Annotated in this window: 10 protein-coding genes and 1 pseudogene; 1 reads left to right on the top strand and 10 read right to left on the bottom strand. The window is 59.8% G+C overall.

Features of this window, described 5'->3' with window-relative positions; all coding sequences use genetic code 11:
- Nucleotides 1-8: 8 nt before the first annotated feature.
- From AAAK34_RS16485 to rpsB, 10 genes and pseudogenes are all read right to left on the bottom strand, one after another.
- Complete coding sequence (locus AAAK34_RS16485; protein WP_231694263.1) at nt 9-524, bottom strand: OmpH family outer membrane protein; 516 nt, start codon at nt 522-524, stop codon at nt 9-11.
- Nucleotides 524-2,776: an outer membrane protein assembly factor BamA gene (bamA, locus tag AAAK34_RS16490; protein ID WP_431777488.1), complete on the bottom strand. Its 2,253-nt coding sequence runs from the start codon at nt 2,774-2,776 to the stop codon at nt 524-526. The genes AAAK34_RS16485 and bamA overlap by 1 nt, the downstream gene beginning before the upstream one ends.
- Nucleotides 2,777-2,868: 92 nt before the next feature.
- Complete coding sequence (rseP, locus tag AAAK34_RS16495) at nt 2,869-4,245, bottom strand: RIP metalloprotease RseP (protein ID WP_231694261.1); 1,377 nt, start codon at nt 4,243-4,245, stop codon at nt 2,869-2,871.
- A gap of 20 nt (nt 4,246-4,265) precedes the next feature.
- Nucleotides 4,266-5,454, bottom strand: a pseudogene (gene dxr, locus AAAK34_RS16500) (1-deoxy-D-xylulose-5-phosphate reductoisomerase).
- Nucleotides 5,451-6,311 carry a phosphatidate cytidylyltransferase gene (locus AAAK34_RS16505; RefSeq protein WP_231694259.1) on the bottom strand — a complete coding sequence of 287 codons (861 nt, stop codon included), beginning with the start codon at nt 6,309-6,311 and terminating at the stop codon, nt 5,451-5,453. Before AAAK34_RS16505 ends, dxr begins: the two are co-directional and overlap by 4 nt.
- A gap of 134 nt (nt 6,312-6,445) precedes the next feature.
- The gene (uppS, locus tag AAAK34_RS16510; protein ID WP_431777489.1) at nt 6,446-7,105 is read right to left on the bottom strand and encodes a polyprenyl diphosphate synthase; all 660 of its coding nucleotides are present in this window, start codon (nt 7,103-7,105) and stop codon (nt 6,446-6,448) included.
- Nucleotides 7,106-7,148: 43 nt separating this feature from the next.
- A complete protein-coding gene (gene frr / locus AAAK34_RS16515) occupies nt 7,149-7,709 on the bottom strand; it encodes a ribosome recycling factor (RefSeq protein WP_231694258.1) in 561 nt (186 codons plus the stop codon).
- 79 nt (nt 7,710-7,788) lie between these two features.
- Nucleotides 7,789-8,511 carry a UMP kinase gene (gene pyrH, locus AAAK34_RS16520; RefSeq protein ID WP_231694257.1) on the bottom strand — a complete coding sequence of 241 codons (723 nt, stop codon included), beginning with the start codon at nt 8,509-8,511 and terminating at the stop codon, nt 7,789-7,791.
- A gap of 280 nt (nt 8,512-8,791) precedes the next feature.
- Nucleotides 8,792-9,682 (bottom strand): translation elongation factor Ts, encoded by an 891-nt coding sequence (tsf, locus tag AAAK34_RS16525; protein WP_231694256.1) that lies wholly within the window; start codon nt 9,680-9,682, stop codon nt 8,792-8,794.
- 131 nt (nt 9,683-9,813) lie between these two features.
- Nucleotides 9,814-10,569: a 30S ribosomal protein S2 gene (gene rpsB / locus AAAK34_RS16530; protein ID WP_231694255.1), complete on the bottom strand. Its 756-nt coding sequence runs from the start codon at nt 10,567-10,569 to the stop codon at nt 9,814-9,816.
- Between the two features lie 292 nt (nt 10,570-10,861).
- Between rpsB and AAAK34_RS16535 the strand changes: the two genes are divergently transcribed.
- Nucleotides 10,862-12,325 carry an NAD(P)H-hydrate dehydratase gene (locus AAAK34_RS16535; RefSeq protein WP_231694254.1) on the top strand — a complete coding sequence of 488 codons (1,464 nt, stop codon included), beginning with the start codon at nt 10,862-10,864 and terminating at the stop codon, nt 12,323-12,325.
- The last annotated feature ends 14 nt before the right edge of the window (nt 12,326-12,339 follow it).

Consider the following 12,339-nt stretch of genomic DNA (forward strand, 5'->3'; position numbering starts at 1 on the left):
CAAGGAGATCACTTGGCGCTATTCAGCGCCTTGATCACCTTGTCGGTAATGTCGAGCTTGGGGTTGATATACACCGCTTCCTGAAGGATCACGTCGTATTTTTCGGCCTCAGCCACTTGGCGCACCACTCGATTGGCACGGTCCAACACCTGCTGGAGTTCTTCGCTCTTGCGTGAATTCAGATCCTCCTGGAATTCACGCCTCCTGCGCTGGAATTCCCGATCTTGCTCCACCAATTGGCGCTGGCGCGTCTGGCGCTGTGTGTCGCTCATGGTGGGTGCTTCACGCTCGAAGCGGTCAGACGCAGTTTTCAGGGCTGCCCCAGCGGCATCAAGTTCTTTCTCACGGCGGGAGAACTCCTGCTCCAGCTTGGTCTGCGCCGATTTGGCCGGATCAGCTTCGCGCAGCATACGGTCGGTGTTCACGAACCCGATGCGCACATTCTCCTGCGCCAAGGCCACCGGCGTCACCAAGGCGGCGCTGAGCAAGGCCGCAACGCTCACGCAACGGAGTGTCAACTTCATCAAAACGAGGTCCCAATCTGGAATTGCAATTTCTGGATTCTATCGCCCGGCTGCTTGCGCAGCGGCACCGCCAACGCAAAACGTAGCGGACCAAGCGGTGATATCCAGCTAAAACCAATGCCCGTGGAGGCGCGCAGGCCTGAAGCGCTCATTTTTTCGCCGTCACCATAGAGGCCACCGACATCGACAAAACCGAACAGGCGCAGGGTTCGGTCGTTACCCACCCCCGGGAACGGAGTGATGAATTCCGTGTTCAGCGTGACTTTGCGCGTTCCGCCGATGAAAGCGCCAGTCACGTCTCGGGGCCCGAGCGTGGATTGCTCGTACCCGCGAACGGAACCGAGGCCGCCGGAATAGAAGTTCTTGAACACGGGGTACGGCCGTCCGCCCAAACCCTTGCCCCAGCCCACCTCGGCGTTGAAAGCCAGGGTGTATTGCTTGGAAAGTGGAATGTACTGCTGATACTGATAGTTGGCCTTGACGTACCTTGCATCGCCAAGCAGGCCCAACTCGCCAAGCAAGCGCTGGTAGCGCCCGGAGTTGGGAGCCAAGGCGCTGTCGCGCGAATCACGCGACCAGCCCAGAGTGAAGGGGAACGAGGTGCTCGAGTACCCGAATTTCTCGGCATAGGCCAAGTAAGCCGCTGGAATGTTGGTACCAGGGTTGATCCGCGTGCGCTCTGCATTAACACCGAGGTAGACAGTATCGAGTTCAGTGATTGGCACACCGAACTTCAACCCGCCACCCATGGTCACCAGCGTGTAGTTGCCGCCCTGGTCTTGATACGGCTTCTGAGTTTTGTAGAAGACGTCTACCGTACGGGAGATGCCGTTGGCTGTGAAGTACGGATCGGTGGCGCTCACCACGAGCGTGCGGTTAAATTTGCCGGTGTTCAACTGCAGATCAAGCCGGTTGCCGGAGCCAAACACGTTGTCCTGAGTGATGCCGAAGGAGAACGAGAGCTTCTCGGACGATGAGTATCCGGCGCCCAGCTGGATGCTGCCGGTGGGCTTTTCCTTCACCTCGACATTGAGGTCGACTTGATCCGGCGCGCCCGGCACTTCCGCGGAGGTGATGGACAATTCAGTGAAGTAGCCCAACCGGTCCACTCGATCACGCGAAAGCCGGATTTTCTCGCCGTCGTACCAGGAAGATTCAAATTGGCGGAACTCGCGTCGAATCACTTCGTCTCGCGTTTTGGCGTTGCCCTGAATATTGATGCGGCGCACATAAGCTCGCCGCGAGGGGTTGGCGTGCAGGACAATGGCCACACGGTTACTGGTGCGGTCTACCTCGGGGCGTGGTTCGACTGCAGCAAACGCGAAGCCATAATTACCGAAATGATCGGTGAAGGATTTGACGGTCTCGGCGACTTGGTCGGCGTTGTAGGCTTCACCCGGCTTGATGGTAATGAGCGACTTGAACTCGTCGTCTTTTTCGAGATAGTTGCCGTCGAGCGAAATACTGGAGACAACAAAACGCTCACCTTCCGTCACATTGATGGTGATGCCGATGGACTCCTTGTCGGGCGAGATCGCCACCTGAGTGGAATCGATCTTGAAATCAAGGTAGCCACGGGCCAGGTAGTATGAACGCAGTGCTTCCAGGTCGGCGTTGAGCTTGGCGCGCGAATACTGGTCGCTCTTGCTGTACCAACTCATCCAGCCGCCGGTGTCGAGATCGAACAGATCCTTGAGGGTTGCGGCGGAAAACGCCTTGTTGCCGACGATCTCGATATCCTTGATACGAGCAGGACGGCCTTCGGTAACGTTGAAGTTCAGGTTGACCTGGTTGCGCTCGGTAGGAGTCACAGTGGTCACCACCTCGGCCCCGTAGAGGCTGCGGTTGATGTACTGACGTTTGATTTCCTGCTCGGCTCGATCCGTCAAGGCTTTGTCGTACGGACGTCCGGCCGCAAGTCCTGCGTCGCGCAGCGCGGCTTGCAGCACTTCCTTGCTGAATTCCTTGTTCCCCGCGAACTCAACCGAAGCCACGGTGGGGCGCTCCTGCACGATCACTACCAGCACATTGCCGCTGACTTCCAGCCGCACATCTGTGAACAGACCGAGCGCAAAAAGCGAGCGGATGGAGGCCGCGCCCTTGTCGTCGTTGTAAGTCTCACCGACTCGAACCGGGATCGACGCGAAGATAGTGCCAGGCTCGACCCGCTGCAACCCCTCCACACGAATGTCGGAGACTGTGAATGGATCGACGGCCCAGGCCATCTGCGCGGCGAGCGCCAGCGGAGACAAACGAGGCTACGGAACGCAAGCGAAAACGGTGAGCTAGTAACTTCATGAGCGAGTGTGTATGGAGCCGACTTCAAATCACGCCGGGGGTATATTCAGCCTAAACGATTGACGACATCGTTGTACATCGCGACAGCCATCATGGTCAGCAACAAAAACATGCCCATGTATTGGAGACGATCAAGCCAAACACCGGAAACGGGTTTGCCCGTCACCATCTCCCAAAGATAATACATCAGGTGCCCGCCATCCAGAACGGGGATCGGCAATAGATTGAGCACGCCCAGGCTCACGCTGATGAAAGCCAGGAATGCCAGGTAGTACGTCAGCCCGAGGCTGGCGGATTTGCCAGCATAGTCGGCGATGGCAATGGGGCCACTCAGGTTCTTCAGGGACAACTCCCCCATCACCATGCGACCCAGCAGGCGCAGCGACAGCACGGAAACCTCCCACACGCGTGAAGCACCCGCCCACAGGCCGTCCAGGGGCCCGAAGCGGACCATGACCATTTCAGGCAGACTGCCTACATAAGCGCCAATGCGTCCGATGCGCTGATCGCCTTCGGTCTGCAGGTCCGGCTTCACTTCGATAGACAGCAAACGACCGTCTCGCTCGATCTGCCAGACCGCAGCCGCAGGCTCACCGTCTCGGGCAGATGCGCGAATGACTTCTCGGAGTTGCTGACCATCAACTATGGCCGTACCACCAACTTTGCGAACCAGATCTCCCCGCTTCAAACCGTCTCGGACAGCGGCCCCGCCTTCAGCGAGTTCGCCGATTTCGGGTCGCGAGAGCGGAGAGACAATGCCTATTCCACGAAACAGCCTTGCATCGACCTCCTGCACGGAGAGGCTGGATAAAGGCAGCGTCAACTCGCGGCCGCTCCCACCCGAACTCGGAGCCACGTCCAGCACGAGATCTCGCCCGTCAAGCACGCCTCGCGTCAGGAACCAGCGGAGACCTTCAAAAGAAGTCACGGGCTCAAGTTCTTCCCCCGCCAGTCCGGCACGGCGCACAAGTTCGCCACCTTGCAGGCCAGCGCGCTCAGCCAATGAACCGGCCACCGGAGGCGACAGCACGGCGCGCGGCTCCTGAACGCCGAGCCAATTAACCAGCGTGTACAGCAGCACCGCCAGCACCAGATTAGCCACCGGCCCTGCGGCAACGATCAATGCCCGTGATCGCAACGGCTGGGTGTTGAATGCCAGGTGACGCTCTTCGGAGGCCACCGGCGCCTCACGCTCATCAAGCATCTTGACGTAGCCCCCCAGAGGAAGGGCGCCAATGATGAATTCAGTGTCTTGACCCGGACGCTGCCTCTTCGGCCGCCAACGCGCCAAGGGTTTACCGAATCCGACGGAAAACCGCAGCACCTTGACCCCACAGGCGACCGCCATCCGGTAATGCCCCCATTCGTGCACGGCGATCAGCAGCCCCAGGGCGACTACGAAGGAAAGCAGGGTCAGCAGCATGGCGATTCGTTCACAACTTTTCAGGCCGCACGGCGACGAGCTTCTGCTTCGGCCGCGCGGCGAGCACAGGCATCCAGCACCAGGATATCAGGAAGCGATGCAGGGGCGTCCGGCGTTACGGCTGCCAAAGTGGCGTCAATGACGGCATAAATGTCTGCGAAGCCGATGCGCTGCCCGAGGAAGGCGGCCACGGCCACCTCATTGGCCGCGTTCAACACGGCAGTCGTGCCTTCGGGGGCGCGCAAAGCCTCCCACGACAGGAAAAGGCCTGGAAATCGCTCGCGGCTCGGCGGCTCGAAGTGCAGCCCAGCCAGCGCGGCAAAATCGAGCCGACTGGCGCCGCTTTCTATGCGCTCTGGCCAGGAGAGTCCATAGGCGATGGGTACACGCATGTCAGGTGTGCCCAACTGGGCAAGTACCGAGGCATCAGTGAATTCGACCATCGAGTGGATGATCTGCTGCGGATGGATCACCACCTCGATCTGTTCAGGCGATAGGCCGAAAAGCCAGCGCGCCTCTATCACCTCGAGTGCCTTGTTCATCATGGTGGCTGAATCCACCGAGATCTTGCGCCCCATCGCAAAATTGGGATGGGCGCAAGCTTGGTCAGGCGTCATGCCCGGCAGATCGGAGAGCGGTGTCTGGCGGAACGGCCCCCTGAGGACGTGAGGTGGATGCGGCTAATGCGTGCGCTCCAGTCGGCAGGATTTTCCGGCAGACACTGGAAAATCGCTGAATGCTCGCTGTCGATCGGCAAGAGCGTAGCCCCCCTTCGCGTACCGCATTCATGAACAACTGGCCTCCCACGACCAGCGCTTCCTTGTTGGCCAGAAGCAAACGTTTGCCCATGCGGGCGGCGGCCAGACAAGGCGCTAGGCCGGCAGCGCCCACAATGGCTGCCATGACCGTATCAACTTCCTCGTGTCCGGCCATAGCTTCGATGGCTGCAGGACCCATTGCAACTACGGTGCGAAGACCTTGCTGCTTGATTCTCTCGGCCAACTCACGGCCATGTGCCTCGCTGGCCATAGCCACCATGCGCGGGTTGAAGCGGACCACTTGGGCCAGCATCGCATCGACCTGCGTGGCCGCCGAAAGCGCCACCACCTCGAAGCGTTCCGGGTGGCGGGCAATCACGTCCAACGTGTTGGTTCCTATCGAGCCCGTGGAACCTAGTATGGCCACGCGCTGCTTTCTATTTTCCGTCACACCGTCCCCTTGCCCACGGTTACCAGCATCATCGCCAGGGGTAGCACCGGCAAAAGCGCATCAACCCGATCCAGCACACCTCCGTGGCCAGGCAGCAGCCCGCTCGAATCCTTCACGCCGGCGCTGCGCTTGACCAGGGATTCCACCAGGTCCCCCACAACGCTCATGGCGGAGAGAAATACGCAGCCCACGACCAGGAGCCAACTTCCGCGCTCATAAAGACGCGTGTAAAGACTGGGGGTTTCAAGCGCATAGGTGCGATCAATCCATACCCACACCACCGCCACTAACAACACACCCAGCATACCACCCCAAACCCCTTCCCAGCTCTTGCCGGGACTGATGGATGGCGCCAGTTTGACGCGACTGAACTTGCCGCCCAGGCCGCGCCCTGCGAAATAGGCGAACACGTCCGCCGCCCACACCAACACCAGGATCGACAGAAGAAGGTTGATACCGATGGTGCGTGCCTGCGTCATGGCCAGCCATGCCGTGCAAAGCACGGCGATCCCGCCCACCCACCGAAGCCCGCGAGGCAACTGTGGCCACCCCGAAACACCCCGCTGTATCAACCAAGCGCCACCGGGCACCCCCACCAGGGCCGCAACCAGCCAGAGCAAAGGCATGGGCTTATCTATCGCACCACTCCACCACAGCAACGCACACAACAGAGCGCACAACGCGCCCGAAGCCAGCGCGGCAACACCGCCCCAACCCACCAGACGCGACCACTCCCATGCGGCGGCTGCAATCAGTATCAGGGACAAGGCGACGAAAGGCGTCGGCGTAGAGGCAAACAAGGCCGGCAGCAGGATGGCCAGCAGTATCAAAGCCGTGATGATGCGCTGTTTGAGCATGCGAAACCTAGGGCCTCATATTCGCGAGCATCAGGGGCGCGCACTTGATAACGGTCATGCCACGACGTGCGTGCGAGCTTGGGCCACTTGAGCAGGCGTCTTCCCGAAACGCCTCTCTCGTTGAGCGTAGGCGGTCAGCGCTTCGTCCAGTGCCGCGTCGTCAAAGTCGGGCCACAGGCGATCGCTGAAAAAAGTTCGCTGTAAGCGCACTGCCACAGCAGAAAATTGCTGATTCGCTGCTCACCCCCGGTGCGGATGAGAAGATCCGGATCAGGCACATGGGCCAGCGCCGTGGCTCGACCCAGCGATTCCTCGGTGATCGCCTGGCCGGCGGCGGCCACACGGGCAGCGGCCTGCGCAATGTCCCAGCGTCCACCGTAATTGAAGCAAATGTTGAGCACCATGCGCTCATTGGCAGCTGTTTCGGCTTCTGCTGCCACAAACCCGGCTCGTACGCGCTCGGAGAGGTTTCCGCGCTCGCCAACAAAGTGCAGCCGGATACCGGCTTTCTTGAGTTCCGGGACCTCGCGCGTCAGTGCAGTCGCCAGAAGATCCATCAAGCCGCTCACTTCTTCCACAGGACGGCTCCAGTTTTCCGAAGAAAACGCGAAGACCGTCAGTACCTTGACGCCACGCTCAGCGCACGCGCGTATGCAGCGGCGCAAGGATTCAACCCCTTGCCGGTGTCCAGCCACCCTAGGCAACAGGCGCCGGTGCGCCCACCGCCCGTTGCCATCCATCACGATGGCAACGTGATGCGGCACTGCAGAGTCAGGTTGACGAGATTTCGTCATGCGGTTATTAATTTCAGAAAGCGCAAATGAAACCGTTTCAGCCTCAGACCGCCATGACTTCTTGCTCTTTGGACGCCACCAGCGCGTCAATCTCGGCAATGTGCTTGTCGGTAGCCTTTTGCACGTCGGCTTCGGCACGCTTTTGATCGTCCTCTGACGCTTCCTTGTCTTTTACCAGCTTCTTTACAGCTTCGTTGGCATCGCGGCGAAGGTTGCGGATGGCGATTTTGGCGGCCTCGCCCTCCTGACGCACCACTTTGGTCATCTCTTTGCGGCGCTCTTCGCTCATGGGAGGCATGGGCACGCGGATGAGATCGCCCATGTTGGCGGGATTCAGCCCCAACTCGCTCTCGCGAATGGCTTTCTCGATTTTTGCGCCCATTCCCTTTTCCCACGGCTGCACGCTAATGGTGCGTGCGTCGAGCAGGGCCACATTCGCCACCTGTGACAAGGGCACGTGGTTCCCGTAATACTCGACATGGATCGTGTCCAGCAGCGCCGGGTTCGCACGACCAGTGCGGATTTTGGTCAGGTTGTTCTTGAAAGCGGCGATGGATTGATCCATCTTGCCTTGTGTGGTTTGCTTGATCTCGGCAATCGTCATACGAGTTTCTCCATCATGGGATTATCGCCACGCGCTCAAGCCAGCGCGAATGTCGGCGGCAACGGCTGGTGAGTGAGCGTTATGCGTGAACCAAAGTACCTTCATCCTCGCCCATCACCACGCTCTTGAGCGCTCCGGCCTTGAGGATCGAAAACACCTTGATAGGCAGTTTCTGGTCGCGGCACAGCGCAAACGCTGTCGCGTCCATGATGCCAAGGTTTCGGCTCATGGCTTCGTCGAAAGTGATCTTGGCATAGCGAGTGGCTGTGGGATCCTTGTGCGGGTCTGCGCTGTAAACGCCATCGACCTTCGTGGCCTTGAGCACCAGTTCGGCACCGATCTCGGCACCCCGCAGCGCGGCGGCCGTGTCCGTGGTGAAAAACGGGTTACCAGTGCCCGCCGCAAACACCACGACCTTACCTTCTTCCAGATACTGTAACGCTTTCGGGCGAACATAAGGCTCTACCACCTGCTCGATCCCGATGGCGGACATGACGCGAGCGATAAGACCATGTTTGTTCATGGCGTCGGCCAGCGCCAACGCGTTCATGACGGTGGCCAGCATACCCATGTAGTCGGCCGTAGCCCTATCCATGCCAGCGGAACCGCCGGCCACGCCACGGAAGATGTTGCCGCCGCCAATCACCACCGCCACTTGCACGCCCATTCGAGTCACCTCGGCAATCTCGTCAACGATTCGCTCAATGGTGGCACGGTTGATGCCGAAGGCGTCGTCGCCCATCAGGGCTTCGCCAGAAAGCTTCAGCAGGATTCGCTTGTGGGCAGGTTTGGCTTTGGTCATCGGCAAGCTCCGAAATATGCGATGGTGCAAGAGTCTACAAGGTAGTTGATATAAAAGACCACGGAGCCGGTCGTTTTTAGGTCTACCTTCAGAGGGAGCAAGAAGTTTGTCGGCCGACAAACTTCTTGCTCCGCCTCCAAGTGAGGCACCCACGCCCATCACGGATGGGCGGGTGAATGAACCAAAAAGGTCCAAATTACCGGCAATTCGCGGAATGCCGCGATGCCGGATTGGTCAGCCCGCGCGCCCTTTCAGGGTTGGCGCGTAGCAAGTCAGGTGATCAGGCGCCGCGTGCGGCCGCCACTTGAGCAGCAACTTCGGCAGCGAAATCGTCCTGCTTCTTCTCGATGCCTTCGCCTACCACGTAGAGCGTGAAACTCTTGATGGTGGTGGCGCGCTCCTTGAGCATCTGCTCGACGGATTGCTTGTCGTTCTTGACGAACGGCTGATTGAGCAGAGAGACTTCCTTGAGGTATTTCTGAACCGAGCCTTCGACCATTTTGGCTGCAATGTCAGCGGGCTTGCCAGACTCCTGCGCTTTGGCAGTCGCCACGCTACGCTCTCTTTCGATCAGCTCGGCAGGAACGTCGCTGCTTGCCAGCGCCACAGGCTTCATGGCTGCCACATGCATGGCAACATCGCGCGCGGCAGACTCATCGCCTTCATACTCGACCACCACGCCAATACGCGTACCGTGCAGATACGATGCGAGCTTGCCACCGCCCGACTTGCGAATGAAGCGGCGGAAGCTCATGTTCTCGCCGATCTTGCCGATCAGGCCGACGCGCACATCTTCCAGCGTCGGGCCGAAATCGCCCATGGCGAACGGAAGCGCACCCAGAGCCGCCAAGTCTGCGGGGTTATGGGCCGCCGCCAAGTCAGCAGCGGCCTGCGCCAAAGCGAGGAAGCTGTCGTTCTTGGTCACAAAATCGGTTTCGCAGTTGACCTCGACCATAGCGCCAGTGTCATCCTTGATGGATGCAACGACGACACCTTCAGCCGTCACGCGAGAGGCGGCCTTGCCGGCCTTGGTGCCCAGCTTGACGCGCAGCAGCTCTTCGGCTTTGACCATGTCGCCATCGGCCTCGGTCAGGGCTTTCTTGCACTCCATCATGGGTGCGTCGGTCTTGGCGCGCAGTTCGGCGACCATGCTTGCGGTGATTGCTGCCATTGGATTGCTCCAGTCTTTCAGTAAGGCGCCAGCTTGAAGAACAGCCAACGCAGAAAAAAATTAAAAAAAGGGGCGCAAGCGCCCCTGTTGCCGCAGGCCGGGACCGGCCTTGACAGCTTTCGGCTCTTGGATCAGGCGGCGCTGCCGTCCTCGACCTCAACGAACTCATCTTCGCCTTCGGCTGCTACAGCCTTGACCACGTCGTTAACGGCGTTGGCACGGCCTTCAAGAATAGCGTCAGCGATGCCGCGAGCGTAAAGAGTCACGGCCTTGGCCGAATCGTCGTTACCTGGAATCACGTAATCGATACCCACGGGCGAATGGTTGGAGTCAACCACACCAATCAGCGGGATACCCAGCTTCTTCGCTTCGGACACGGCGATCTTGTGGAAGCCAACGTCAATGATGAAGATGGCATCTGGCAGTGCGTTCATATCCTGAATGCCGCCGATATCTCGCTCGAGCTTAGCCATTTCGCGCGAAAAGGTGAGCTGCTCTTTCTTGCTCATGCCTTCGAGGCCAGCTTCTTGCTGGGCCTTCATGTCCTTCAGACGCTTGATGGAGGTCTTGACGGTTTTGAAGTTGGTCAGCATGCCGCCCAACCAGCGCTGCTCGACGAAAGGCACGCCAGCGCGGCGAGCTTCTTCAGCCACGATTTCGCGAGCCTGGCGCTTGGTACCCACCATGAGGATGGTGCCGCGATTGGCAGCCAACTGGCGCGCGAACTTTTGCGCCTCCTGGAACATCGGCAGCGATTTTTCCAGGTTGATGATATGGATCTTGTTGCGATGACCGAAGATGAACGGAGCCATCTTGGGGTTCCAGAAGCGAGTTTGGTGACCAAAGTGGACACCGGCCTCCAGCATTTCACGCATGGTGACGGACATGAAGATTCCTTTAACAAAGGTTGGGTCTAAAATCCAGCCCGCTCATTGCCGCCAATGGAAAAACCATTGGAACATGGGGTTTCAGCGAATGTGGACTGAAACCCCAACAGCAACACCTTGTGGGGACTGGTTTGCGATTTGTTTCGCGAGGCGCCGCTTCAGCATTGACCACCGAAGTGGCAAGAAAGCATAAAGGCGCCATCAGCAAAACCCGACGATTATAACCGCAGATTCGGCGCCGATTGACAGGCGCCGATTGACCGCACCCGATTCGATGCACAATGGAGATGCCATGCTGCAATTGCTTGATCTTCATCAGCCCCACCCAATGCACGACACGGCGGCCACCCGCCGCATGGAGCAAGCCGCAGCGGCACAGTTGCCCGCGCATACATTGATGCGGCGCGCGGGCTTGTCAGTGGCCCGGCTGGCTGTAGCGCTTGCACCACACGCCCGCACCGTATGGATCGCGTGCGGTCCGGGCAACAACGGCGGCGACGGGTTGGAAGCAGCCATGCACCTGCGTCGCTGGGGGCTGAACCCGGTCGTCACGTTGCTGGGGAACCCCCAGCACATTCCCGCCGACGCGCGCGCCTCGTTCGCCCGGGCCCAGGAAGCCGGCGTAGCATTCGCAGAGACACCTCCCCCGCTCCATTCGGACGATCTCTGTATAGATGCACTTCTAGGTATCGGCGGTGCACGCGCTCCCGAAGGCCGCATGGCCGAATGGCTGAGCTTCATGGCCGCCAGCTCCGCGCACCGACTCGCGGTGGATGTGCCCAGCGGGCTGAATGCCGACACAGGCGTGCACCTTGCCAAGACATCCACCTCCCCAAGTGAGCGTCACCATACCCTGAGCCTGCTCACGCTCAAGCCAGGCCTCTTCACAATGCAGGGACGTGATGCGTGCGGCACGCTTTGGTTCGACGATTTGGGCATTGCTCCTGAAGAGCCACCCATCGCATTGCTGAACGTGGCGGCACCGGCCCACACGCGACCACATGCAAGCCACAAAGGCACCTGGGGAGATGTAGCGGTCATCGGCGGCCACGTCGACTCCGCACGGGGCATCGCAATGGGAGGAGCTGCCCTGCTCGCTGGCCGCGCAGCACTATCCAACGGTGCCGGCCGCGTATATGTCAGCCTGCTGGGGGACGCCTCGCTCATGCTGGATGTGGCCACACCTGAGTTGATGTTTCGCCGCTACGACGCACTTGATCTACGGACCTTGTCAGTCGTGTGTGGCTGCGGTGGCGGCGAAGCGGTGGCCGACGTGCTTGAGCCGGTCCTGGACGCAACACCGCGCTTGGTGCTGGATGCAGACGCCCTCAATGCAATTGCAGGGGATCCAGTGCTGCAAACCGCCATGAAAAGTCGCGCCGAGCGCGGACAAGCTACGGTGCTCACGCCCCACCCTCTGGAAGCTGCCCGCCTTCTGAGTTGCAATGCAGCCGATGTACAAAACAATCGATTGAATGCCGCCCAGGAAATAGCCCGTCGCTTTCAGTGCACAGTCGTCCTCAAGGGTTCTGGCACAGCGATGGCAGCTCCCGGACAACTGTCTCGAATCAATCCCACGGGCAATGCACGCCTGGCCACGGCGGGTACAGGCGACGTACTAGCAGGCATGATTGGAGCGCGACTGGCAAGTGGCTGTGAAGCATTTGAGGCCGCATGCACTGCGGTCTGGCAGCACGGTCACATGGCCGACATCTGGCCCAAAGACCTACCCTTCACAGCAGGAAGCCTGTGTTAGTTTCAGTTCGCAGC

The organism is Ottowia caeni (assembly GCF_050821495.1).
Taxonomy (GTDB): Bacteria; Pseudomonadota; Gammaproteobacteria; order Burkholderiales; family Burkholderiaceae_C; genus Ottowia; species Ottowia caeni.